Below are 23,377 nucleotides of genomic sequence, written 5' to 3' on the forward strand. Positions count from 1 at the left end.
ATCGCCGCACGGTCAGGCGGCGATGTCGTCGGTGCGCTCGTGCTCCATCGCGATCAGCTCCCGCTCCTCGGCGCGCTCTCGCTCGGCGCGCTCGCGGGCGATGGCGTCGGTGTCCCACCAGACCAGCAGGCGCAGCAGCAGGCCACCGGTGAGCAGCCCGGCGAAGAGGTCGCTGGCCCAGTGCCAGCCGAGGGTGTAGGAGACCGCGACCGCGTTGAGCGCGATCACCCCGACCCCGGCGGCGAGGAGCCGCACCAGAAGCCGCGAGGCGCCGGTGTAGCGGGCGATCAGGTAGACGACGGTGCCGTAGATCAGCACGGCCTCGGCCGCGTGCCCCGACGGGTAGCTGATCCCGTGCCAGCCGTCCTTCAGCAGGCCGCCGGCGAAGAACTCCGCGTCACGCTCGGTGGGAGCCGGGCGGGCGAGCAGCACCTTGAAGCCGCCGACGCCGATGTAGAAGGCGGCCTCCGCGGCGGCCGCGCAGATGATCGGGCGCCAGCTGCGGCGTCGGTAGGCGATCACCGCCGCCACGACGCCGAGCACGGGGAGGCAGACCGTCTGGCCGGCGATCGGGTCGAGCACGTTCTGCAGGATATGCTGCGCCTGCGGCGGCAGCATCCGCGCCCAGTATTCGTGACCGTGGGTGTCGAGCTCCTGCAGCGGCCCCGCCGCGAGAACAGTCAGGATCACCAGCGCCCCGCCGAGCGCCGAAACCGATATGAGCCTCCGAGTTTGGTTCACAGTCATACGACGCTAAATGGCCCAGCCCACGTATGTCCAAGTCAGGTTGCGTTGAGGTGGCCAGCGTCACATCGGTAGGGTCCGCCGGGATGAGCCCCGAGGTCTGGTACGTCAGCTATGGATCCAACATGTGCCGCGACCGCCTCGGCGCCTACCTCCTCGGCGGCCAGCCGGTCGGCGCCCGGCAGACCTACGCCGGGGCGCGCACACCGTCGATGCCCACAGCCGATGCCGCCGTCGACCTCCCCGGGCGGCTCTACTTCGCCGGTGAGTCGTCGACCTGGACCGGCGGGGTGGCGTTCTACGACCACGACGCGACCGGCTCGTGGACGGCCGCGCGGGCCTACCGGATCACCGCCGAGCAGTTCGCCGACGTCGCCGCCCAGGAGATGGACCGACTGCCCGCGCCCGGTGACCCGATCGAGCGGCTGGTCATCGACGGCCTGGAGAACGGCCGCCACGAGGCCGGGCCCGGACACTACGAGACATTGATCGAGGTCGGTCGCCGCGACGGCCTCCCCATGCTCACCTTCACCGCGCCCCACGGCTTCGACGCGGTGCCGCACACGCAGCCCGCCCCGGCGTACGTCGCGATGCTCGTGCGCGGTCTCCACGAGGCGCGCGGCTGGGATCGCGCCCGGGCCGAGGCCTACGTCCGAGAGCGCTGCGGCTGACGGGATAGCGTGCCGGCATGAGCATCGGACAGGCCGGCGAGCGCGAGCTGCTGGAGACCATGGTCGACATCCAGCGAGACCAGATCACCGGCATCCTCGAGGATCTCGACGACCAGGAGGCACGGAGGAAGCTGGTGCCGTCGCTGACCACGCCGTTGGGGCTGGTCAGGCACGCGACGTTCGTGGAGAAGGTGTGGTTCCACTCGCGGGTCGCAGGTGTGTCGCGGGCCGAGATCGGGCTGCCCGACACCGTCGAGGAGAGCTTCGTGCTCGACGCGGACGACACGATCGAGTCGATCCGCGCGGCCTTTGTGGCCGCCTGCGAGCGTTCGCGAGAGATCGCTGCCGGCCACGAGCTGGGCGAGGAGTTCGACTGGCGCGGGCAATCGGTGTCGCTGCGGTTCATCTACGCCCACATGATCCAGGAGCTCGCCCATCATGCGGGCCACGGCGACATCCTCGTCGAGCAGCTCCAGGCAGCCCGAAAGCCCTAGCCCTAGTCCTAGCCCAGCACCGTACGCGTGGTGGCGTCGTTGACCGGCCGCTTGCGGGAGAAGGCGCCGAGGTCGATCTTCAGACCGCTGTGCTCGCCGGTGTAGATCACCGGGTCGGTGTCGTGGTCGTGCCCGTCCTCGACGGCCGCGACGATGGCGGCGAGGAAGCGGCCGGCGATCGGGGCGTTCTTGAACTGGTTGCCGCTGGTGCCCATCGCGACGTAGAAGCCGTCGGCGTCGGTGCGGTCGTAGATCGGCGTCCAGTCGTCGGCGACGTCGTAGACGCCGACCACCCCGGCGGGCTGGTTGGGCACCCGCAGCTCGGGCAGGCGCCGGGCGGCGCGGGTGACCTGGGCGTCGTAGCGCTCCCGGGTGACGTGGGCGTCCACCTCGTCGGGCGAGTCGAGCCACTCGAAGGGGTCGCACTCGGGCTCGGTGCCGCCGACGACCCACGCGCCGGCAGGGCCGGGCCGCATGTAGGTCCCCAGGTCGATGTCGAAGACCGCGACGCCGGGCGCCTCGTCGGTGCCGTAGCCCGGCGGCTGGCTGACCTGGTGCACCTCCTGACGCAGCGGCCGCACCCCGATCGTGAACTCCTCCCCCACCCCGGCGAGGCGGTTGAAGCCTCCCGACCACGGTCCGGCGGCGTTGACGACCACCGGCGCCTCGGCGCTGCGTCCGTCGGCCAGACCCAGCCGCCAGATGTCGCGTACGCGGTCGGCGGAGACGACCTCGGCGCGGTAGACGGTGCGGGCGCCGCGGCGCCGAGCCGCCTCGGCGAGGTTGTCGGCGGCCAGCCGCGGGTCGTCCATGTAGCCGGCGTCGGGGGTGTAGATCGCCCCCAGCGACGCCGAGGTGTCCGCCCAGAACGCGTCGTCGGTGATCGGCTTGTTCGGCCAGTAGGAGCCCACGTCGACGTGCGGAAACCTCGCCGAGATCTCGTCGGGCCCGAGGTAGGTGAACGGCACCCCGGCTGCCGTCAGCCGCTCCAGGCTCGGTTCGAGCGGCACGATCGGCACGTCGAGGTGTAGGGCCCCGGTGCGGTGGAACCGCGCCAGCGCCACCTCGGCCGGGTCGAGGTCGAGATGCTCGGCCCACCGCTCCCACATGAACTTCGCCTCCCACGACGTCGCGACCGTGTCGTAGGTGGAGTAGAGGAAACGGATGACGGCACTCGAGGCGCTGGTCGAGCCGAAGCCAGCGCCGGCACCTTTGTCGAGCACGAGCACGTCGCGGCCACCACGAGCCAGCTCATACGCCACCGCGGAGCCGATCACTCCGGAGCCGACGACGATCGCGTCGGCGGTGAGGGTCTCGGACACAGGGCCTCCCAGGTCGATCGGGCTGGATTCGGGGATTCGGGGATTCGGGCTGGATTCTGACTAGATGTCGACGACGAGGTCGCCGAGCGGTGTCGAGCAGCACGGCAGGAACTTGCCCGCGGCGATCTCGCGCGGCCGGATCCCGCCGGCATGGTTCATGTCGACCTCGCCCGAGACGAGGGTCGACTTGCAGGTGCCGCACAGCCCCTGCGTACATGATGACGGCATCCGCACCCCCGCGGCCTTCGCGGCAGCCAGGACCGTCTCGCCGGGCGCGCAGTCGAGATCACGGCCGCTGCGCTGCAGCCGGACCCGGTACGCCGCCCCGGCCGCCCGCTCGGCGGCCGGCGACGCGGTGGGTGATGCCTCTCCGGCAGGCAGGTCGGCGATGGAGAAGCTCTCCTGGTGCCACCGCGTCTGCTCGCCGCCCAGCTCGTCGAAGGCCGACCGCGCCGCTCCCATGTAGCCCGCCGGGCCACAGCAGAAGACCTCGCGCCCGTGCAGGTCAGGCACCAGGTCGTCGAGCTGTGCGGCGCTCATCAGCCCGCGCGGACCGGTCCAGGAGTCATCGGCCTCGTCGACGACCCAGACGACCCTGACTCCGTCGCGAGACCCGGCGATGGCGTCGAGCTCGGCCCGCTCGATCAGGTCGGCCGGGCTGCGCGTGTGGTGCACGACGACCACGTCGAGCGGCTCGGCGAGATCGGTCAGGGTGCGCAGCGTGGAAAGGGTCGGGGTGATGCCGCTGCCGCCCGAGAGCAGCAGATAGGACGATGCCGGGTGCTCGCGCACGGAGAACCCGCCCATCGGCCCGCTCGCCCACAGCCGGTCGCCGACGGCCAGCCGGTCATGGAGCCAGCCCGACATCGGCCCGTCGGGTACCCGCTTGACGGTGATGGTGAGCAGGTGCGGGCGGGTCGGCGGCGAGGAGATCGTGTAGCAGCGCTCGACGGGCTCGCCCTCGATCGAGGCGCGCAACGTCAGATACTGCCCCGGCGCGAAGGCGAACGAGCCGCCGCCGACCGGCTCCAGGCTCACCTCGACGACGTCGTGGGTCACCCGGCGCACCCGGCGGCACCGCATCTCGCCCTCGAACGGACGCTCCTCGGGCAGGACCCCCGCCCCCAGCGGTGACGGGACCGCGTAGAGCGTCGGCGCCGGCGGCGCCACCACCTCGACTGGCCATGGCTCGGTCATCGGGCTCCACCTTTCTCCTGGGCTTCTGATCGGATCTGGGACTCGTACCAGCGCACGAAGTCGTCGACGTTGCGCTCCGCGTCGTTGTAGGGGCCGGGCACGTAGGCGGGGTCGGAGACGCCGAGCTGCGTGTTGCGTACGAACGTGGCGTCCTGCTCGTTGGTGGCCCGCCAGACCGCGGTGAGGGTCTCGAGGTCGTAGTCGACACCTTCGACCGCGTCCTCGTGCACGAGCCAGGTCGAACGGACCAGAGTGCGGTCGGGTGAGATCGGGGTGACCGCGAAGGTCACCACGTGGTCGGCGAGCAGATGGACCCACGCGTTGGGCTGGGAGTGGAAGGTGCAACGGCCCAGCTGCGGGTCGTCGAGGTCACCGAGGAGGCGGCCGACCAGCCGCGCTCCGTCGGCGCTGAACGACTCCCCCACCCCGTCGAGCGGCTCGCGCTGGATCCGGAAGCCGAGCGGACGGTCGACGAGATCCTCGATCAGCCGGTGCGGGATGCCGAGCTCGTCGCAGCGCCGCATCAGGTCGGCCTCGGCGAGGAGGTAGCGGTCGTGGTCCGGGCGAAGACGGTCGGGCACCTGGTCCTCACGCAAGCCCCAGGTCGGGAAGAAGGTGCAGGTCAGCTCCGGATGTCCGCCCTCGCAGTGATAGCACTCGCGGTTGTTCTCCATCACCAGCTTCCAGTTGGCCTCCTCGACCAGGTCGACCTGCGCGGCGACCTTGGCCCGGTCGAGCCGGTGCGGGGTGAGATAACCGCTGATCTGGTCGGCGACCAGGTCGATGTCGCCGTCGGGCTCGGCGGCCAGCGAGCAGAAGAGCAGCCCACCGACCTCGCGCAGCGCGACCGGTCTCAGCCCGAGGCAGGTGGTGTCGATCTCGGGTGAGAGCTGCGGGGCGTAGCGCAGCGAGCCGTCGGTGGCGTAGGTCCAGCTGTGGTAGCCGCACACGAGATTGCCCACGCTGCCGTTGCCCGACGTGACCAGCCGGGAGCCGCGGTGGCGGCAGACGTTGTGGAAGGCGCGCACCTGCTCGTCGTCGTCGCGGATCACCAGCACCGAGGAGCCAGCGACGTCGAAGGTGACGTAGTCGCCGGGCTCGGGCACCTCGGCGACCGTGCCGACGAAGAGCCAGCGGCGCCGCCACAGCAGCTCGACCTCGCTCGTGAAGACGTCGGGATCGGTGTAGAGGGCCCCCGGCAGCGAGCGGCCGGGCGTCCTGCCGTCGAGATGCGACAGGATCTTCGTACGCCGCCCGGCGGCTGGTTCGCCGAGGAGTTGCTCGGTCATCTTCGCTCCCATGGATCGGATCCTGATAGTCAGATACGGGATCGTTCGATACAGAACTATCTGGTGTCAGATGGTCAGACACAGCCGCAAGGCGTCGTAGACCGCGGCATGGACGTTCCGGCTGGCGACGGCGTCGCCGATCCGGAACAGCTGGTAGCCGCCCGCCGGGTTGCGGGTGACCGTCTGCTGCTCCCCGGAGAGCAGTGCCGCCTGGTCGACCTCGCCGAGGTTGACCGAGCCGGGGACGAGGTCGAGGTAGAGCTCGTCGTTGGGGGTGGTGCCGTGCTCGACGACGACATGGTCGACGTGTCGCTCGATCTCGGCATCGGCCGCATACTCGCTGGTCAGGGTGGCGACGAGCCGGTGTCCGGACCCCGGCTCGGCCCGGCGTACGGCGGCCAGCCGGCGGGCCACGGTCATGGTCACGCCGTGGCTGGCGAAGACCCGCAGGTAGGCCGGGCTGTTCATCGAACCGACCCCGATGCCGATGGTGCGCTCCGGCGTGACCAGCTCGACCTGTCCGCCCAGCGTGGCCAGCTGCTCGGCCGCGTCGAGTGCGGGCTCGGCTCCGCTGTCGTCGTAGACGAGCACGCTCCCGTTGCCGACGCTGAGCGTGCCGTCGAGCGCGTCCCAGGTGTCGTTGACGAGCTCGGCGCCGACCGGCACGCAGGAACGGTCGGGCACCCCGCCGGTGGCAACGACCACGACGTCGGGCCCGAGGCTACGAACGAGGTCGGCGTCGGCGTAGGTGCCGAACCGGAACTCGACACGGGCATGCTTGGCCTCGGCGACGCGCCAGTCGACGATGCCGATCAGGTCGCGGCGGTGACTGGTCGAGGAGGCCAGCAGGAGCTGGCCGCCGGGCCGGTCGGCGGCTTCGAGAACGGTGACGTGGTGACCGCGCTCACCGAGAACGCGGGCGGCCTCCAGACCCGCCGGGCCGGCACCGACGACCACCGCGGTCCGGGCCTTCGCGGCAGGCGGGGTCAGGTGCGGCAGCGACTGCTCCCTGCCGGTGGCGGGGTTGTGGATGCACTTGGCGTCCCCGGAGTCGTAGATCGCGTCGAGGCAGTAACTCGCCCCGACGCAGGGCCGGATCCGGTCCTCGTCGCCGCGCGCGACCTTGGCGACCAGGTGCGGGTCGGCGAGCTGGGGGCGGGTCATCCCGACGAGGTCGAGGAGCCCCTCGCGCACCGCATAGCGCGCGGTGGCGACGTCGTTGACCCGGGCGGCGTGCATCACGGGCACATCGACCCGGCGGCGTACCTCCCCGACGAAGTCGAGGAACGGGGCGCTCGGGGTGCCCATCGAGGGGATTGTCGCGGCCAGGCGGGCGTCGGTGTCGAGGCCACCCTTGATGACGGAGCAGAAGTCGACGCCCGCGGCGACGTATCGGCGCATCACCTGCTCGGTGTCGTCCAGGCCCAGGCCGGAGGGCAGGTCCTCGTCCATCGACATCCTCACCCCGACGATGAAGTCAGGACCGACGGCGGCCCGGATGGCGGCGAGCACGCGCAGCGGGAACGCGAGCCGGGCCTCCGGGTCGCTGCCGAAGGCGTCGGAGCGCAGGTTGGTCGCCGGCGAGACCCAGGCGTCGAACAGATGGCTGTAGGACTCGATCTCGATGCCGTCGAGCCCCGCCGCCTGACAGCGTGCGGCCGCCTCTGCGTAGTGGCGCACGATGCGGTCGACGTCCCAGGACTCGGCGATCTTCGGGAACGAGCGGTGCTGCGGCTCGCGCAGCCGCGAGGGGTAGACGAGCGGCAGCCAGTCGCCGGTGAAGTTGCTCGTACGCCGCCCCAGATGCGTGATCTGGCACATGACCGCGGCCCCGGCCTCGTGCACGTCGTCGGCCAGCCGCCGCAGCCAGGGCACGACCTCGTCGCGGTAGAGCAGCATGTTGCCGAAGGCCGGTGGACTGTCCGGCGAGACGACCGCGGAGCCACCGATCATGGTGAGGCCGACGCCGCCGCGCGCCTTCTCCAGGTGGTAGAGCCGGTAGCGGTCCTTGGGCATGCCGTCCTCGGTGTAGGCCGGCTCGTGGGAGGTGCTCACCACGCGGTTGCGCAGGGTGAGATCACGGAGCTCGAAGCTCGTCATGAGGGGATCTGACACGGGGGGCACACGACCAGCGTGGAGCCGCAGCACTGTTCAAGAAAAGCGCACGTTTGTATTCCTTACCGTGCAAATTCCTTGCACAATCTAGGAGTGATCGACCAGCGGCTCCATGTGCTCCGAGTGGTGGCCGAGCGCGGCACCGTCTCGGCCGCTGCCGCCGACCTCGGCTATACCCCCTCCGCCATCTCTCACCAGCTCCGCACGCTCGCCCACGACGTGGGCGCGACCCTGCTGGTTCCGGAGGGTCGCGGCGTACGCCTCACCGTCGCCGCGCTCACCCTGCTCGAGCGCACCCACGACCTGTTCAGCCAGTGGGAGGAGATCCGCGCCGACGTGCAGCAGGCCTCGGGCACCTCCCGCGGCTACCTGCGGATGGCCGGCTTCTCCACCGCCGCCTCGGCGCTCCTGCCTCCGGCCGCAGTGGCGGTGAGTCGCTCGTTCCCGCTGTCCACGATCAGGATCATCGAGGCCGACCCCGAGGTCTGCTTCGACATGCTGCTCGCCGACCAGGTCGACGTCGCCGTCGTGGTCAGCACCGCCAAGCTGCCGCCGACCTCCGACCCGCGGTTTCAGCAGGAGCGACTGATGGAGGACGCCCTCGACCTGCTGGTGCCTGCCGACAGCCCGCTCGCCACGCGCGCCCGGGTGCGGCTCGCCGACGCCGCCGAGGAGCACTGGATCATGGAGCATCCCGACCGCCCCTACCACCAGCTCGTGACCGCGGCCTGCGCCGCCGCCGGCTTCACTCCCGAGCACTCCCACGAGGTCGTCGAGTGGGACACCGGCGCCGCCCTGGTCTCCGCCGGCTTCGGCGTCGCGCTCGTGCCTCGGCTCGCCCGGATCCCCCACGCCGACGGGCTGGTGCGGATCCCGTTGCGCGGCGAGGCGAGCCCGGTGCGCCACGTACGCACGAGCGTACGCAGCGGCACCGCCGGCCAGGCCGAGATCGCCTGCGCGCTCACCGAGCTGCGCAACGTCGCAGCCTCCCTGGCCGAGATGGACGCGGGCTAGACGCGGGCTAGAGCTGCGTCGTCTCGCCTGCCAGAAATCGCTCGGCGCTCGACGGGACGTGCCGGAGAATGAGACGCGTGCCGTCCCTGAACCAGTTCGCCGCGTTCGCGCTGGCCTCCTTCATCTTCATCCAGGTGCCGGGCCCGAGCCTTCTCTTCGCCCTGGGCCGAGCGCTGACCGTCGGGCGCCGTGACGCGGTGCTGTCGGTGGGCGGCAACGCCACGGGCCAGCTCGGCCAGGTGGTCGCGGTCGCCATCGGCCTCGGCGCGCTCGTGGCGGCATCGGCGACGGCGTTCACGGTCGTGAAGCTCGTCGGCGCTGCGTACGTCGTCTATCTCGGCGTGCAGGCGATCCGTCACCGCGGCGACGCCCGCGCGGCTCTCGACGGCGGCGAGGTCGTGCGAGCGAGCGGCTGGGCCGCGATCCGCACCGGTCTCGTCGTGGGGGCGACGAACCCGAAGACGATCGTCTTCCACCTCGCCTTCCTGCCCCAGTTCATCGACCCCTCGGCCGCTGCGGGCCCGCAGATCCTGCTGCTGGGCGCGATCTTCTCGGCGATGGCCTTCGCCAGCGACTCGATCTGGGTGCTCGCGGCCAGCCGCGCCAAGGCCTGGTTCGCCCGCAAGCCGAAACGTCTCGACGGCCTCGGCGCAGGCGGCGGGGTGGTCATGATCGGCCTCGGCGCCACCCTGGCCACCGCCAGCCACAGCGCCTGACCCAGCCTTCACCCGGCCTTCGGAGGCTGACCGGTCGGGCTGCGCGACGGGTCTCAGCGCTCCAGCACACCCGCCATCCGCTCCAACAGCTCCCGCTCGCTGGGCGTGATCCGCGCCTGCCTGCGCAGAAGACCGTCCTTCACCGTCGTCGTCTCCGCAACCTGAGTGGCGACCGCTTGCACCCATGCCGCGTACGCCTCGAGATCGCTCTCCTCGCTCCGGCCCCGAAGCACGGCGACAGCGGCGGCGAAAGCCTCGACCGCACGATCGGCCTCGCCGGATGAGTCGGGATGGAGGAGGTCCGTGCCAGGCTCGTCGGTGCCGCTCACCGCCTTCCCGCGATCCCGCAGGGCGAGCGCGAGCGCACGGACGAGCTCGTTCTCGTCCTGCTGGGCAGCACGGAACACCATGGCCGACCGCGCGGCGGCCTTGAGGAACTGGCCGGTGCCGGGCCTGCCGTCGGCGACGATCATGGCCTTCTGCACGACTCCGGGAGCGTCCAGGAGCTGGGTGATCTCGGCGGCGCTGAAGTCGGAGAGGGAGGTCATGCACGCTTCTTTCTCGTTGAGTGGTGCGGCTCGCCTGGCCGGCCGGTCCAGCGCCGGATGCAGGTGCTTCAGGCGGCGAATGCCGCGGGCGTGACGCCGAGGATGCGGCGGAAGTGACGGGTGAGGTGGGCCTGGTCGTGGAACCCGGCCAGAGCGGCAGCCTCGGCGGGCCGGTTGCCGTCGACGAGCAGCCGACGGGCGAGGTCGACACGGCGGCCGACGAGATAGCGGTGCGGTGCGATGCCGTAGGTCTGCGAGAAGACGCGGACCAGATGGCTCGGATGGGTGTCGAGCTCTGCGGCCGCCGCGGCGATCGTGAACGACTCGGTCAGGCGGTCGTCGAGCAGCTCCCGCAGGCGTCGGGCCAGCGGAGCATCGCGCACCGACCGTGACGGGCGGCCCAGGTGGGCGCGGACGTGGCCGCGGACGGTGAGCATCCAGTGCTCGGCCGCCATCAGGTCCCCCGGCTCGCGCAGCGCGCCGTGCACCCTCTTGGCAGCGACGAGCGCAGCCGGGAGAGCCAGCGTCGGGCGGCGAGCAGCGAGGCCCTGGGCATCGGCCGGCAACCAGTCCGGCTCGAGGTAGAGCACCCGTTTGCGGTAGCCCTTCCCCTCGATCGCGGAGTGACCGTCGTGCGGGATCCCCGGGCGGCAGCAGGGTCAGCGCGCCCGGCACGGCATGGTGGTCACCCCGGTCCAGGCCGTAGGCGACGGCGCCGTCGTCGACGAGCATCACGGCCCAGTCGTCGTGGGTGTGCATCGGGTAGGCGTGGTCGAACCTCGCGTGGTAGACCTCGCGCAGCGAGGGCACCGCCGGGTGCCAGGCACGCACGTGATCGACCATGCAAGAAACGTACAAGACGGCGCACGGGCATCCGACCGAGACTCGAGGCATGACAACAGCACAGATGACCTCCGGAGAGCCCGCGACCGGGCCGCACTTCGACACGAAGGTCGTGGTCGTGCTCAACCACGACCTAGCCCCCTGGCAGGAGCTCAACGTGACCGCGTTCTTGATGTCCGGGATCGCGACCAGCGCCCCCGGCCTCGTCGGCGAGGTCTACCGCGACGGCGACGACACCGAGTATCTGCCGATGCTGCGTCAGCCGGTGATGGTGATGACCGGCGACTCAGCACTCCTGGCCAAGGCCCGCGGCAAGGCCTCCACCCGCGACGACGTCTCCCTCGCCGTCTACACCCGCGACCTGTTCACCACCAGCCACGACGAGGCCAACCGTGCCGCCGTCGCCGCGGTCGCCGCTGCCGACCTCGACCTCGTCGGGATCGCTCTGCGCGGCCCGCGCAACGCCGTGGACCGGATCGTCAAGGGCGCCGGTTTCCACGACTGAACGCGAGGTGCGGGCCGCGGCGTGGAGGCCGCGTGGGCGGCGATCGGGAATGGCGCGGGAATGGCGTCGTCGGCTCCGTCCGGGAGCAGTAGGCTCGAACGGAGGCCGAGGCGTCCTCGGCGTCGTCATGGTCCCTGGAGGAACCCATGCCCCTCGCCCGCGTCCACAATCTCTCGATCTCGCTCGACGGCTTCGCGACCGGCGAGCCCCAGTCGGCCGAGGCCCCGTTCGGCCATGCCGGCGAACGCCTCCACGAGTGGATGTTCGCCACCCGGTTCTGGGACTCCTCGGGATCCGCGGGCCTCGACGACGCCCTCGCCCAACGCCACGGCCAGGGCATCGGCGCCGAGATCATGGGCGCGAACAAGTTCGGGCCGCCGGGATGGCAGGACGACCCCGACTGGACGGGCTGGTGGGGCTCCAACCCGCCGTTCCGCTCACCGACGTTCGTCCTCACCCACCGACCTCGCCCACCGGTTGAGATGGAGGGCGGCACCACCTTCCACTTCCTCGACGTGCCCCCGGCCGAAGCGCTGGAGACCGCGTTCGAGGCGGCCGAGGGCCAGGACGTACGCATCGGCGGCGGCGCCACCGTGGTGCGCGACTTCGTCGCCGCCGGTCTCGTCGACCTCATGCACCTGGTGCAGGTGCCGATCGTCCTCGGGCGCGGCGTACGCATCTGGGACGGGCTGGAAGCCACCGAGGACGACTACGACATCGAGGCCGTATCCTCACCCAGCGGCGTCACCCACCTGACCTTCACCCGCAAACCGGAGGGATCCGTCCATGGCTGAACTGCTCGACGAAGGGCCGTTCTACCACGGGACGAAGGCCGACCTACGGGCCGGAGATCACCTCACCGCCGGGTTCCGGTCCAACTACCGGCCCGAGGTGGTCATGAACCACATCTACTTCACCGCACTGCCCGACGGCGCGGGTCTCGCCGCCGAGCTAGCCGCCGGCGACGCGGCGCCACGGGTCTACCTCGTCGAGCCGACCGGCGAGTTCGAGAACGACCCCAACGTCACCGACAAGAAGTTCCCCGGCAACCCCACCCGCTCCTACCGCAGCGCCGAACCGATCCGGATAGTCTCCGAGATGCTCGACTGGACGAGGCTGACCCCCGAGGCCCTCCAGGGGTGGCGCGACCGGCTCGCCGCGATGGGCGACGACGCCGAGATCATCAACTAGCCGGGGTCGCTAGACACGTCAGTGCCAGACAGGTCAGCGCAGACACGTCAGTGCCGCTCCTCGAGCCCGACCGCGTCACGCAGGGTGCGCACCGACTCGGCCAGGTCCTCGTCGTCGCGCGCCCGCGACTCCATCAGGTCGGAGAGGGCCGAGGCGATCACGTTGAGCTTCTCGTGGGAGGCCTCCTCCGAGCGTCGGCCGGCGTTCTGGAGCAGCACCAGCAACAGCAGCGAGAGCACCGAGGAGCCGGTGTGCAGGCCGAGCTCCCACTTCGTGCTCGAGGGCCAGAAGGGGAAGCTCGCCGCCCACAGCACCAGGACGACCACGATCACGTAGAAGAACGGGGCGTGGCTGACCACATGGGTGACCGCCTCCACGAAACGCTCGAACCAGTTGCGTCCGTCGCCTCGCCGGCGAGACTCCCTCGCCTTGTTCTCCATCGTCATGGGGTCACCGTAGCCCCGATCCGACGCGGTGATTCAGCCTTCGCGGATGGTCATCCGAGCGAGCTGGTCACCGTCGACGTCGAAGACGAACTTCGAGCGCCCGTTGGCGTGGGTGGAGCGCCAGTCACCGATGACCGTCACCCTGGTGCCGGCGACCTCGACCTCCTCGACGGCGAGGGTGCCCTGGGCGCCGATGAACTCGTTGTCGCTCCATCCCTTGATCTGCTCGCGACCGGTGAAGACACGGCCCCAGTCGTCGACGGCCCCACCGTCCGTGAACGCGTCGAGGAACGCGGCCTCGTCGTGGCGGTTGACGGCCTCGACGAAGGCGGCGACCGGCTCGGGGATCGTCTGCTCTGCCTTGTGCTCTGTCATCTGCTTCCTCTTTCTCAGCGAGTTTCTCAGCGAGTGGTGTAGCCGCCGTTGGCGAAGATCGTCTGGCCGGTGATCCACCAGCCCTCCGATGCCAGGAATCGTACGATCGGGGCGATGTCCTCGATCTGGGTCAGCTGGTCGCCCATGCCCTGCGACTTGTGGAACTCGACGCGTTCCGGAGTCTCCTGACCGTAGAAGAACGGGGTGTCCATCGGCCCGGGGGCGACGGCCGTGACGGAGATCCCGCGGGCGGCGTACTCCTTGGCCGCAGCGCGGGTGAAGTGCTCGACCGGGCTCTTGCCGCCCGCGTAGGTCGAGTAGCCATCGGTGAACGCGGCGAGCAGCGCGGTGACGATGGTGATGATCTTGCCGCCGTCGGCGAGGTGCTTGCCGGCCTCCTGGATGAAGAAGTACGCCGCCTTCGCGTTGATGTCGAACATCGAGTCGTACTCGTCCTCGGTGGTCTCGGCGATGGGCTTGCGCAGCACCTTGCCGACCGTGTTCACGGCGACGTCGATCGTGCCGAGCGCGGCCTCGGCATCGGCGAACAGGCGGGCCACGTTGGCCGGCACGGTCAGGTCGCCCTGCAGGACGACGGCCTTGCCTCCTGCCGCCTCGACGTCGGCAAGGGTGCTCTCGGCGTCGGCGCGGGTCGACTCGGAGTTGAAGTGGATGGCGACGTTCGCGCCCGACTCGGCCGCCTGCCGCGCGATCAGCCCGCCCAGATTCTTCGCTCCCCCGGCGATGAGGACGTTCTTGCCCGCGAGCGTGTGCTCCGTCATGGAGACCTCCTATATCGATGATACTGATCTATATATCTTTGCTACATCGGCTAATGTAGCACTATGACAGAGACGGCAACAAGCGATACACGGGTGCGGCTGATCGATGCAGCCGCCGACCTGATCGCGGCAGCTCCCGGCGAGGACTTCTCGCTGCGCGCGGTCTGCGACGCGGTCGGGGTCAAGATGCCCACGCTGTATCACTTCTTCGGCTCCAAGCAGGGCCTGATCGACGCCGTCGTCGAACGCGGCTTCGACCTCTACCTCGGCGAGAAGTCCGCGATGGAGGCGTCCGGCGACCCGATCCAGGACATCCGCGCGGGCTGGGACGCCCACGTCGCCTTCGGCCTGGCGAACCCGGGGTTCTACACCCTCATGTACGGCAAGGTACGCCCCGGCCACTCCCCCGAGGCGCAGTCGCGAGCGAGCGAGATCCTCCTCTCCCTCACGACACGAGCGGCCGATCACGGACGCCTCGCGGTGACCCCGGAGCAGGCTGCCGCCCACGTGCTCGTCGCCAACATCGGGGTCACTCTCCGACAGATCGTCATGGCAGCCGCCGACCCCGATCTCTCGGCCGCCGTGCGCGAGGGCACCCTCGCCGCCATCACCGGCACCGGCGCCCAGCCGCGCACCCCGCTCGCCGCCGCGATCGAGGTCGCGGCCGCCAACCCCGACGTCCTGGGCAAGGCCGAGACACAGCTCCTCGTCGAATGGCTGACCACGCTCGGCGAGGGCACGTCTTCGGCCGGTTAGCAAGTCGGGCCGACGCACTTTGAACCGGCCGAAACTGCTGGTTGACTGGCAAGATTCTCCCGTCCCGCGAGCCGATCCCGGTCATCTCGCCGACGAGCGAGAGGCCTGTTCAGATCAGCCGTTCAAGGGGACCCGGTGACCGAAGAGACCACTGCGCCGTACGCCGGCGCTGCCGTACGCGAGGATGCGATCGCCGAGGAGCAGGCCCATCTCGACGCGGCCCATGAGCGCCGGCACGAGATCGTCAGGGCTCTGGGCGCAGAGCTCTCGACCCCGGCGCAGGATGCGGTCGAGCAGGCTCGGCATCGGGGTCTGGCCCGGCACCGCACCGAGCTGCAGCGCGCCGAGGGCGGGCTGGTCTTCGGACGCCTCGACGCACTCGACGGCACCACCCGCAGGATCGGCCGCATCGGCGTCTCCGGCGCCACCGACGATGACGATCCGCTGGTGCTCGACTGGCGCGCGCAGGCCGCTCGCCCGTTCTACCTGGCCACCCCGGTCGAACCGCTCGGACAGGCCCACCGCCGCCACATCCGCGTCGAGGGCAGCACCGTCACGGGCGTCGACGACGAGCCGCTCGACGTGGCCAACGCGAGCGGCCTGGTCGGCGAGGGCGCCCTCTTCGCGGCTCTCGGGGAGCGGCGTACGGGCCAGATGACCACCGCCGCCGCGACCCTGCAGCGCGAGCAGGACAAGGTGGTGCGTGCCGAGGCGAAGGGACCGCTCGTGGTGCAGGGCGGCCCGGGCACGGGCAAGACCGTGGTGGCGCTCCACCGTGCCGCCTACCTGCTCTTCGCCAACCCGCAGCTCGCGGCCCAGGGGGTCTTGACGCTCGGCCCGTCGCGCAGGTTCCTGGACTACATCGCGCAGGTGCTCCCCGCCCTCGGTGAGACCGCGATCGTCGCGGCCACCCCCGACATCCTCGTGCCGGGCATCACCGTCACCGCCGAGGATCCGCGCGCGACCGAGGAGATCAAGGGGCGAGCGCTGTGGCAACCGGCGCTGACCCGCTACGTCGCCTCGCTCACGCCCGAGGCCACTGCGATCGAGCTCTTCTGGCAGGCGGAGCGATACGAGATCCCGGCCGCCACCGTCGGTCGCCTCATCGCCGCCGCGATCTCGGGACGCACCTATCACGGCGCGCGCGCCGTTTTCGCCGACCAGGTGCGTGAGCGACTCGTGCAGGCCATCGCCGACCGCAGCGAGGAGCTCTTCGCCCGCGTCGACGACGGTCTCGAAGACATCGTGCACCAGCGCGTCGACTTCCCCGAGGTCGCGGGCGGCGACGAAGGCAGCGAGGCCGACGGCGTGCTCACCGACGCCGAGCTCGACGCGCTGCGCGAGAAGATCGCCGACGACCCGCACGTGGCCGTGACCGTCGGCAGGGTCTGGCCGGTGCTCGACCCCGAGGAGGAGCTGCGACGCCTCCTGCACGACGACGCGGCGCTGCGCCAGTTCGCCCCCGAGCTGAGCGCTGCCGAGCGCGCGGCGGTCTCGGCCCAGCAGACAGGATGGGCGAGCGGCGACGTCGCGCTGCTCGACGCGATCTCCGACCTCCTCGGCGACACCGTCGTGCACCCGCCCGAGGAGGAGTTCCTCGCCGAGCGGGCAGCCGCGCGCCGCGACTGGGTCTACGGTCACGTGATCGTCGACGAGGCCCAGGAGCTCTCCGAGATGCAGTGGCACATGGTGGCCCGGCGTACGCCGCAGCTCTCGATCACCGCGGTCGGCGACATCGACCAGGCCGAGACCCCGCACCACCACACGACGTGGGCCCAGGCCGTCGGCGCGGTGTTCGGCTCACGCTGGACCCAGGCGGCGCTGACCATCGGCTATCGCACCCCGGCCGAGGTGATGGCACTGACCGCGCCGATCCTGAAGCGGGCCGGGAGCCTCAGCGAGCCACCGCGTGCCGTCCGGTTCTCGGGGTTCGAGCCGTGGGAGCTCGACGTCGACGAGGCTCACCTGGTGACGGAGACAGCGCGAGCGTTCCGCGAGCTGACCGACCGCTGGTCGGGCGGCACCGTCGGCGTCATCGCCGCCGCCGACCGGGTGCCCGTGCTCAGCGCCGCGCTGGAGAACGTGCCCGTGATCACCGCGACCCAGTCCAAGGGCCTGGAGTGGGACGCCACCCTCGTGATCGACCCGGACGGTATCGCCGCAGAGCCCCGCGGCTGGAACAGGCTCTACGTCGCACTCACCCGCTCGACCCAGGAGCTGGGCCGGATCAACATCGGCGCGGCGGGTCGGTGACGCTAGCCCGAGAGCCCGATCGCCGAGGTGACGGCGACGTAGACAGCAGTTCCCGCGAAGATGCTCAGCGTCATCCGGCCGCGCCACAGGTGCAGGCCGATCGTGACGGCGAGCGCGAGCACGGTGGGGCCGACGGAGGCCAGGGCGGCGAGGTCGGTGTCGTGCACGGTGTAGGCCGCGAGGATGACCATGACCCCGACGGGCATGCGGTCACCGACGTACGCCAGGAGCGTGCTGTGGCGCAGCGGGGCCAGCATCGCGAACGGGGCGGCGCGGAGCGCCCAGGTGACGGCCGCGGAGACCGCGATGCCGGACAGGACGTACCAGGGATCAAGCACGGCGGGACCTCCGGACCGAGACGAGGTAGGAGCAGACGATCGCGACGCCGAACATGCCCATGGCGATCAGCAGCATGTTGGCGGGCGAGATCAACGCCGCGACGATCGCGCAGGCGAGCGCGACGACCGAGACCGGCACCGACCTGCGCACCTTGTAGGCCTCGATCCCCAGCACCACGAACAACGCGGTGACGGCGAAGTCGAGGCCGACGACCTGCGGCGGGATGAGCGAGCCCAGCCCCGCGCCGATCGCCACACAGAGCACCCACGCGACGTGGAAGAACGCCTGGATGCTGATGATCCGTGCGCGCGACCAACCGGCCGAGTCGGGCGTCGCGGTGAGCGCGTACGCCTCGTCGGTCAGGGCGAAGGTGCTGTAGGCCCGCCACCAGCCGCCGCCCACCCGGTGCATCGGGAAGGTGATCGCGTAGAAGACGTGCCGGAAGTTCACCAGCAGCGTGCTGACGGCGATCTGTGCCAGCGGAGCGGTCGCGGCGAGCAGGCCGACCAGGAGGAACTCCATGGATCCGGCGAACACGACCGCCCCGAGCACCGGCGCCCACCACCAGGCGAGGCCGGACTGCACCACGAGCACCCCGAGCGCGAGCCCCAGCGGCACCACGGCGACGCACGCCGGCGCCACCGTCCGCCACCCGGCGGCGACCTCGGACCGGGCGTCCTCGCGCGCGCCGGCCACTTCTGCTGACTCCATCACCTGCATAGGGCAAGTCTAGGAAAGTCTGGACGCGATCGGGTTGCCGATCATGCCTGCTAGATTGAGGTTATGAGCAATGATCATTCGATCGACGAGCTAGACCGAGCAATCATTGCCGAGCTCGAGAACGACGCCCGGCTGAGCAACACCGAGCTGGCCCGAAGGGTCGGACTCACCCCCGCACCCTGCCTTCGACGGGTGCAGCGGCTCGAGCGCGACGGGGTGATCACCGGCTATCACGCACAGGTCGACCCGCGGAGCAGCGGCCGCGGCCTCGAGGTCGTCGTCGCCGTCGACATCGCCGTCAACGACGGCAGGACCATCGACGACTTCGAGACCGCCGTCGTCGCCATCCCCGAGGTCACCGAGATCCGCCGCATGCTCGGCCAGCCCGACTACTACCTGCGTGTGCAGGTCGCCGACCTCGATGCGTACGAGGCGCTGCTCGTCGGCACGATCTCGCGGCTGCCCGCGGTCAACCGGCTGCTGTCACACCAGACGATGCGGCAGATCAAGGGCTAGGCAGATCAAGGGCTAGGTTGCGTCCTTCGGCTGCGCGGGCACGGACACCGTGGTCGCTGCAGAATCCGGAACGATCGCGCTTGAGGCAGAGCAGGCCCAGCAGACGACGATCGTCGTCCACCACCGCAAGTCGGCGTAGTCGCGCCACAACCATGCGGTCACGGACCCTTCCGATCGGGTCGGACGGCGCCACGGTCCTTGCCTCGAGCGAGGCGATGCCCAACGCCGGCGACCGACTGGGGCGGTCGGCCGGAACGTCGTCCCTCACGACCGTACCGACCAGCCGACCGGCACGCGTCAGCAGCACCATGTGCACGTGCCGGTCCTCGAGCGCCTCGCGCACGGCAGCGGTGCTCGCATCGTGCGGGAGCGTCTTCGGGATGCTCACCATGACCTCGGCCGTGGTGAGGTCGGCCGGAAGCCGCTCGGCCCTCATCCTGCCTTCATCGCCTCGGGATGTGGGTCCACCGGTTCGATGCGGGCCGGCACGTTCTTGTGCCACGGGGTGAGGAAGAACTTGTCGCGGCGGGCGATGCCGGTCAGCTCGTTGGGCGGTGTCCCGACCATGCGCTCGGCACCGTCGCCGTCGGGGTGAGCCAGCCCGAAGCCGTTCGGCAGCGAGATGTGGCCCGCCTGCATGGTGTCGCTGATCTCCACGGTGGCGGCAGCCCGGCCCGCCTCCGTGACGATTCGTACGGCATCTCCGGAGCTCAGCCCGAGGTCGAGCGCGTCGTCGGCCGAGATGCGCAGGGCTCCCGACTTGTCGCGGCGGCGCCACTCCGGGTCGCGCATGATGACGTTGGCGGTGAACGCCCGACGCTCACCTGCCGACAGGGTGAGCGGGAACTCGGGGGTGGTGAAGCTCGGCTCCGTGCCGAGGAGGGAGGTCAGCTCGTCGGTGAGCATCGGGATGTGGGCGTGGATGCGCTTGTCGTCGTGGTGGATGTAGCCCCATGCGTCCTCGTAGCGGTCGTCGGTGATGGTGACTCCCTGCCGAGACTCCTGGATGGCCGCGAACAGCGACTCGCCGAGGTCGAACCCGCTGCCCTGGTGGCCGGCCCTGGCGACCGCGTCGGGGTAGCCGATCGCGCACAGATGTGCCATCCCCCACACCACTGCGAGCGACTCCTGGCCCTTCGGGAGCGTGGAGCCGAGGGTCTTGTACAGCAGGTACGGCAGGAGTCCCGCCAGCTCGGGGCGTGCGGCAAGGGTGGAGAAGAACGCCAGCGCGAAGGCCTTGCGTCCGACCCGGGCCACGGCCGCGAGCTGGTCCACGAGCTCCTTGTCGACCACACCAAGCTCATCGATGAGGGCGACGTAGATCTCCGGCTCGGGCCGGGTGCCGGCCAACCGCTCCATCAGGGGCGCACGTGCCTGATAGACGTTGTGCGGGAAGTGCAGGGTGAACAACGAGCCCTCCCACTTCTCGAACTGGCTGGTCGCCGGCAGGACGTAGTCGGCGCAGCGAGCCGTCTCCGTCATGGCGACGTCGACGACGACGGTGAGCTCGAGCTCCTCGAAGGCGGCGCGCATCTGCTGCGAGTCGGGCAGCGAGTGCACCGGGTTGGACGCGTCGACCCACATCGCCCGGAGCCGGTCGGGGTGATCGGTGAGGATCTCCTCGGTGATCGATGTCGCCTGCATCAGTCCCGCCACGATCGGCGCCCCCGTCACCGGCGTGGTCTCGGGTGCGTTGTGCATGTTCAGCGTGTTCGCGAAGTGACGCGCCAGCGGGACCGAGACCGCGTCGAAGAACGTGTCCAGGCCGAGGCCGGCCACCCCGTCTGCCACCCGCCGACCCGATGATCCCGCCACCGCACCGAGTGCCCGCCGCGTCAGAGGTGCCGTACGCCGCATCACCTGCTCACCGACCGCACGTCGCGAGCGCGCCAGCCGGCGCGGCCGCTCCGGCGGGATGTGGTGCCAGTACCCAGCGATCGGGAAAAGCCAGGAGTGCATGTGGACCCCGCCCGGCTTGGCGAAGTTTCCGGTCAGGATCCACTGGAGCTTGTTGAGGTAGGACACCAGCGTGCTGTTCGGGCCATGCTGAACACCGATGTCCTCGTACGTCGCGAGGCTGGTGGCTCGCGCCATCCGCCGTGCCGCGATGCGGATCAGGTCCTCGTCGATGCCACACTTCCGGCTGCAGTCGGCCACGTCGACCCGACCGAGGACGGCGAGGACATCCTCCGTGCCGGTCGTGTGCTCGCGCAGCCACGGCCGGTCGACGAGGTCCTCCTCGACGAGAGTGCCGAGGATGCCGGCAAGACACCACGCGTCCGTGCCCGGCCTGACCTGGAGGTGGATGTCAGCGATCTCTGCCGTCTCGGACCGGCGAGGGTCGATCACGATGAGCGCCCGCCCGGGGTCGCGGGCGATCTCGCGCAGCACCGTGCGGGCGTGGGCGACCCCGTGGCTCTGCCAGGGATTCTTGCCGACGAAGACGGCCACCTCGGAGTTCTCGTAGTCGCCGGTCGTGTGACTGCCATAGAGCTCGGAGTCGACCCAGCCCTCACCGACCTTCTCCTGCGCGAGCGCGTTGGAGTAGTAGACCCCTCCCAGCGCGTGGAGCAGGCTGCGCCCGTAGGCAGCTCCGAGGTGGTTCCCCTGCCCGCCACCGGCGTAGTAGAAGATCTTGTCGCCGCCGTGCTCATCACGGATGCGGCCGAGCTTGGTCGCGATCTCGGAGATCGCTGTGTTCCAGTCGATCTCCTCGTAGTCCCCCTGGGGCGTACGGCGCAGCGGACTGGTCAGGCGGTGCGGGTTGCTCTGGTACTTGTCCAGGCGCAACGGCTTCTCGCAGGTGTAGCCCTTGGAGCTCGGATGTTCCTTGTCGCCGCGGATCTTGACCAGGCTGCGCCCGTCGAGCCGCACCTCCAGGCCGCAGTTGCTCTCACACAGGATGCAGGCGGTCTTCTGCCATTCGCTCTCGGGTGTCGCCATCGTGCTGCCTCCACTGGTCGTCGGCGGGGTCATGATCCGAGACTATGGATTATGGTGGATTCCATAGTCTAGGTACTATGACACATCCCATACGAAAGGCGGGTCGATGAGCGAGCGGCGCGGAGGCACGAAGCAGCGGATGCTGGTCAGTGCCGTCACCCTGCTCCGCGAGCGCGGATCACGGGGCGTCACCATCGACGCCGTGCTCGCACACAGCGGCGCGCCGAGGGGCTCGGTCTACCACCACTTCCCCGGCGGCCGTGAGCAGCTCGTCGACGAGGCGGCCCGATTCGCGACCGACTTCATCTCGGGGATGATCACCGACCTGGCGGCCGAGCCCACGACCGCGCTCGACCGCTTCATCGACCTGTGGGCGCAGATGCTGGTCGACACCGACTACCGCGCCGGGTGCCCGGTCGTCGGCGTGGCGATCGCCGCAGAGTCCGACAGCGACCTCGCCTCGGACGCATTCGCCACCTGGTCCGGACAGCTCGCCGAGCACTACCGGGCCGACGGCCTGACCGAGTCAGCCGCGACCACCCTCGCCACCTCGACCATCGCCGCAGTCGAGGGCGCCATCATCCTCAGCCGAGCCGAGCGCTCGACGAAACCGCTGGACGACGTACGCCGCATGCTCCACGCCTACCACGGCGCACTGGCGAGCGGAGCCGAGTCATCGTCGTGACTCGGACCGAGCGACTCGTCAACGACTGAGCACCTGCCGCGTACGGTCGTCGGCGGGCACGAAGGTCTCCAGATGCAGGCCGTTGAGGGTGACGTCGGAGGCGCTCTCGATCTGGCTGGCGACGCTGAACAGGCGCAGCACCTGGTCGCCCACCTCGATCTCGAGCGGCACGACGGGATCGACCTGAGGCCGGGCCGTAGGTGCGTCACCGACCGGATAGGCGTCCACCTCGTCGCGGAGGGCGACCAGGTCGGGGTCGCCACCGGTGTGGGTGATGCGCCGGCCGAGCTGGTGGAGCAGGTGGGCGCGCCAGACGGGCAGGTTGCGGATGCTCGCGGCGAGCCCCAGCGGGTGCAGGCAGAGCCGGATGACGTTGAGCGGCGGCTCGAGCAGGCTGGGGTCGCAGCCGGTGAGCAGCGCGTCGACGGCCCGGTTGGCGTCGACGATGTCCCAGTGGTCGTCGAGGAGCAGCGCCGGGTAGGGCGCATGGGCGTCGAGCAGGCTGCGCAGGCCCGCCATCATCGGGGCGAGCGCCTCGTCGTCGGTGGTGCGGTGGGGATAGCGAGGAGCGAACCCGCCGGCGAGCAGGAGTCGGTTCTGCTCACCCATCGGCACCGCCATCACCTCGGCCAGCCGCACGATCATCTCCGGCGTCGGCCGGGAGCGTCCGTTCTCCACGTAGCTCACGTGCCGGGTGCTCACCTCGGCCTGGGTGGCGAGGGCGAGCTGGCTCAGCGCCCGCAGCTCGCGCCAGCGGCGCAGCTCGCTGCCGATCGACGGAGACGTCATGGTCGAGATCACGCTCCGAGGCTAGTCATGCGGGTTCCCGGCGGCCATGACCTCAGAGGTTATCGACCGGTGCGGCTCCCGGGAGCGAACCTTCTTCCACACGCCACACCGAGAGAAGGAAGAT

26 protein-coding genes and 1 pseudogene are annotated in these 23,377 nt (G+C 70.3%); 11 read left to right on the top strand and 16 right to left on the bottom strand.

Translation table 11 applies throughout. The features are described 5' to 3' along the window. Nucleotides 1–12: 12 nt before the first annotated feature. Nucleotides 13–690: a phosphatase PAP2 family protein gene (locus FB381_RS18250; protein WP_211352483.1), complete on the bottom strand. Its 678-nt coding sequence runs from the start codon at nt 688–690 to the stop codon at nt 13–15. A gap of 140 nt (nt 691–830) precedes the next feature. Between FB381_RS18250 and FB381_RS18255 the strand changes: the two genes are divergently transcribed. Beyond that, a complete protein-coding gene (locus FB381_RS18255) occupies nt 831–1,415 on the top strand; it encodes a histone deacetylase (RefSeq protein ID WP_141781597.1) in 585 nt (194 codons plus the stop codon). A gap of 17 nt (nt 1,416–1,432) precedes the next feature. Further along, the gene (locus FB381_RS18260; RefSeq protein WP_141781598.1) at nt 1,433–1,909 is read left to right on the top strand and encodes a DinB family protein; all 477 of its coding nucleotides are present in this window, start codon (nt 1,433–1,435) and stop codon (nt 1,907–1,909) included. An 8-nt stretch (nt 1,910–1,917) separates the two neighbouring features. Here the strand turns inward: FB381_RS18260 and FB381_RS18265 are convergent, their stop codons facing one another. The 4 genes from FB381_RS18265 to FB381_RS18280 form a co-directional block, all read right to left on the bottom strand. After that, nucleotides 1,918–3,231, bottom strand: coding sequence for an NAD(P)/FAD-dependent oxidoreductase (locus FB381_RS18265; protein ID WP_141781599.1), 1,314 nt, complete (start codon nt 3,229–3,231; stop codon nt 1,918–1,920). A gap of 60 nt (nt 3,232–3,291) precedes the next feature. Further along, nucleotides 3,292–4,428: an FAD-binding oxidoreductase gene (locus FB381_RS18270; protein WP_141781600.1), complete on the bottom strand. Its 1,137-nt coding sequence runs from the start codon at nt 4,426–4,428 to the stop codon at nt 3,292–3,294. Then, nucleotides 4,425–5,717 carry an aromatic ring-hydroxylating oxygenase subunit alpha gene (locus tag FB381_RS18275; protein WP_141781601.1) on the bottom strand — a complete coding sequence of 431 codons (1,293 nt, stop codon included), beginning with the start codon at nt 5,715–5,717 and terminating at the stop codon, nt 4,425–4,427. Before FB381_RS18275 ends, FB381_RS18270 begins: the two co-directional genes overlap by 4 nt. A 66-nt stretch (nt 5,718–5,783) precedes the next feature. Next, a complete protein-coding gene (locus FB381_RS18280; RefSeq protein ID WP_170225221.1) occupies nt 5,784–7,817 on the bottom strand; it encodes an oxidoreductase in 2,034 nt (677 codons plus the stop codon). A 108-nt stretch (nt 7,818–7,925) separates the two neighbouring features. Here FB381_RS18280 and FB381_RS18285 point away from each other — a divergent pair, with 108 nt between their 5' ends. After that, the gene (locus FB381_RS18285; RefSeq protein WP_141781603.1) at nt 7,926–8,846 is read left to right on the top strand and encodes a LysR family transcriptional regulator; all 921 of its coding nucleotides are present in this window, start codon (nt 7,926–7,928) and stop codon (nt 8,844–8,846) included. Between the two features lie 68 nt (nt 8,847–8,914). Next, a complete protein-coding gene (locus FB381_RS18290; RefSeq protein WP_246088183.1) occupies nt 8,915–9,562 on the top strand; it encodes a LysE family translocator in 648 nt (215 codons plus the stop codon). Nucleotides 9,563–9,615: 53 nt separating this feature from the next. Here FB381_RS18290 and FB381_RS18295 read toward each other — a convergent pair whose 3' ends face one another. The 3 genes and pseudogenes from FB381_RS18295 to FB381_RS24540 all read right to left on the bottom strand — a co-directional run. Continuing rightward, complete coding sequence (locus tag FB381_RS18295) at nt 9,616–10,110, bottom strand: hypothetical protein (protein WP_141781605.1); 495 nt, start codon at nt 10,108–10,110, stop codon at nt 9,616–9,618. A gap of 68 nt (nt 10,111–10,178) precedes the next feature. Continuing rightward, nucleotides 10,179–10,700, bottom strand: a complete 522-nt coding sequence (locus FB381_RS18300; RefSeq protein WP_246088184.1) for a helix-turn-helix transcriptional regulator — start codon at nt 10,698–10,700, stop codon at nt 10,179–10,181. 106 nt (nt 10,701–10,806) lie between these two features. After that, nucleotides 10,807–11,004 (bottom strand): annotated as a pseudogene (locus FB381_RS24540) (AraC family transcriptional regulator); the annotation flags it as partial. Between FB381_RS24540 and FB381_RS18305 the strand changes: the two are divergent. From FB381_RS18305 to arr, 3 genes are all read left to right on the top strand, one after another. Beyond that, nucleotides 11,003–11,458, top strand: coding sequence for a DUF2000 domain-containing protein (locus FB381_RS18305; protein ID WP_211352484.1), 456 nt, complete (start codon nt 11,003–11,005; stop codon nt 11,456–11,458). The pseudogene FB381_RS24540 and the gene FB381_RS18305 sit on opposite strands and share 2 nt — an antisense overlap. 146 nt (nt 11,459–11,604) lie before the next feature. After that, the gene (locus tag FB381_RS18310) at nt 11,605–12,252 is read left to right on the top strand and encodes a dihydrofolate reductase family protein (RefSeq protein WP_141781606.1); all 648 of its coding nucleotides are present in this window, start codon (nt 11,605–11,607) and stop codon (nt 12,250–12,252) included. Further along, the gene (arr, locus tag FB381_RS18315; protein WP_141781607.1) at nt 12,245–12,649 is read left to right on the top strand and encodes an NAD(+)--rifampin ADP-ribosyltransferase; all 405 of its coding nucleotides are present in this window, start codon (nt 12,245–12,247) and stop codon (nt 12,647–12,649) included. Before FB381_RS18310 ends, arr begins: the two co-directional genes overlap by 8 nt. 47 nt (nt 12,650–12,696) lie before the next feature. On the opposite strand, the gene FB381_RS18320 is transcribed toward arr, so the two are convergent. From FB381_RS18320 to FB381_RS18330, 3 genes are read right to left on the bottom strand one after another with little or no spacing between them, the layout of a single operon-like run. Next, the gene (locus FB381_RS18320) at nt 12,697–13,095 is read right to left on the bottom strand and encodes a low affinity iron permease family protein (protein WP_141781608.1); all 399 of its coding nucleotides are present in this window, start codon (nt 13,093–13,095) and stop codon (nt 12,697–12,699) included. Nucleotides 13,096–13,128: 33 nt separating this feature from the next. After that, nucleotides 13,129–13,470, bottom strand: coding sequence for a nuclear transport factor 2 family protein (locus FB381_RS18325; RefSeq protein ID WP_141781609.1), 342 nt, complete (start codon nt 13,468–13,470; stop codon nt 13,129–13,131). Between the two features lie 26 nt (nt 13,471–13,496). Further along, nucleotides 13,497–14,252, bottom strand: coding sequence for an SDR family oxidoreductase (locus FB381_RS18330; RefSeq protein WP_141781610.1), 756 nt, complete (start codon nt 14,250–14,252; stop codon nt 13,497–13,499). A gap of 93 nt (nt 14,253–14,345) precedes the next feature. On the opposite strand from FB381_RS18330, the gene FB381_RS18335 reads away from it, so the two are divergent. After that, nucleotides 14,346–15,008 (top strand): TetR/AcrR family transcriptional regulator, encoded by a 663-nt coding sequence (locus tag FB381_RS18335; RefSeq protein WP_211352485.1) that lies wholly within the window; start codon nt 14,346–14,348, stop codon nt 15,006–15,008. A gap of 135 nt (nt 15,009–15,143) precedes the next feature. Continuing rightward, nucleotides 15,144–17,261, top strand: coding sequence for a HelD family protein (locus FB381_RS18340; RefSeq protein ID WP_141781612.1), 2,118 nt, complete (start codon nt 15,144–15,146; stop codon nt 17,259–17,261). Between the two features lie 2 nt (nt 17,262–17,263). Here FB381_RS18340 and FB381_RS18345 read toward each other — a convergent pair whose 3' ends face one another. Then, nucleotides 17,264–17,599: a branched-chain amino acid transporter permease gene (locus tag FB381_RS18345; RefSeq protein ID WP_141781613.1), complete on the bottom strand. Its 336-nt coding sequence runs from the start codon at nt 17,597–17,599 to the stop codon at nt 17,264–17,266. Next, nucleotides 17,592–18,320, bottom strand: a complete 729-nt coding sequence (locus tag FB381_RS18350) for an AzlC family ABC transporter permease (RefSeq protein WP_141781614.1) — start codon at nt 18,318–18,320, stop codon at nt 17,592–17,594. Before FB381_RS18350 ends, FB381_RS18345 begins: the two co-directional genes overlap by 8 nt. Nucleotides 18,321–18,383: 63 nt before the next feature. Here FB381_RS18350 and FB381_RS18355 point away from each other — a divergent pair, with 63 nt between their 5' ends. Beyond that, the gene (locus tag FB381_RS18355; RefSeq protein WP_141781615.1) at nt 18,384–18,836 is read left to right on the top strand and encodes an Lrp/AsnC family transcriptional regulator; all 453 of its coding nucleotides are present in this window, start codon (nt 18,384–18,386) and stop codon (nt 18,834–18,836) included. On the opposite strand, the gene FB381_RS18360 is transcribed toward FB381_RS18355, so the two are convergent. Continuing rightward, nucleotides 18,826–19,272, bottom strand: coding sequence for a CBS domain-containing protein (locus FB381_RS18360; protein WP_141781616.1), 447 nt, complete (start codon nt 19,270–19,272; stop codon nt 18,826–18,828). The two genes, FB381_RS18355 and FB381_RS18360, sit on opposite strands and share 11 nt — an antisense overlap. Next, nucleotides 19,269–21,812 (bottom strand): molybdopterin-dependent oxidoreductase, encoded by a 2,544-nt coding sequence (locus tag FB381_RS18365; RefSeq protein WP_211352486.1) that lies wholly within the window; start codon nt 21,810–21,812, stop codon nt 19,269–19,271. The genes FB381_RS18360 and FB381_RS18365 overlap by 4 nt, the downstream gene beginning before the upstream one ends. A gap of 73 nt (nt 21,813–21,885) precedes the next feature. Between FB381_RS18365 and FB381_RS18370 the strand changes: the two genes are divergently transcribed. Further along, nucleotides 21,886–22,464 carry a TetR/AcrR family transcriptional regulator gene (locus tag FB381_RS18370; protein ID WP_211352487.1) on the top strand — a complete coding sequence of 193 codons (579 nt, stop codon included), beginning with the start codon at nt 21,886–21,888 and terminating at the stop codon, nt 22,462–22,464. An 18-nt stretch (nt 22,465–22,482) separates the two neighbouring features. Here the strand turns inward: FB381_RS18370 and FB381_RS18375 are convergent, their stop codons facing one another. Continuing rightward, entirely contained in the window at nt 22,483–23,265 is a 783-nt protein-coding gene (locus FB381_RS18375; protein WP_246088185.1) for a helix-turn-helix domain-containing protein, read from the bottom strand. Between the last annotated feature and the right edge of the window lie 112 nt (nt 23,266–23,377).

The sequence above is a fragment of the Nocardioides albertanoniae genome (genome assembly GCF_006716315.1).
GTDB classification, from domain to species: Bacteria; Actinomycetota; Actinomycetes; order Propionibacteriales; family Nocardioidaceae; genus Nocardioides; species Nocardioides albertanoniae.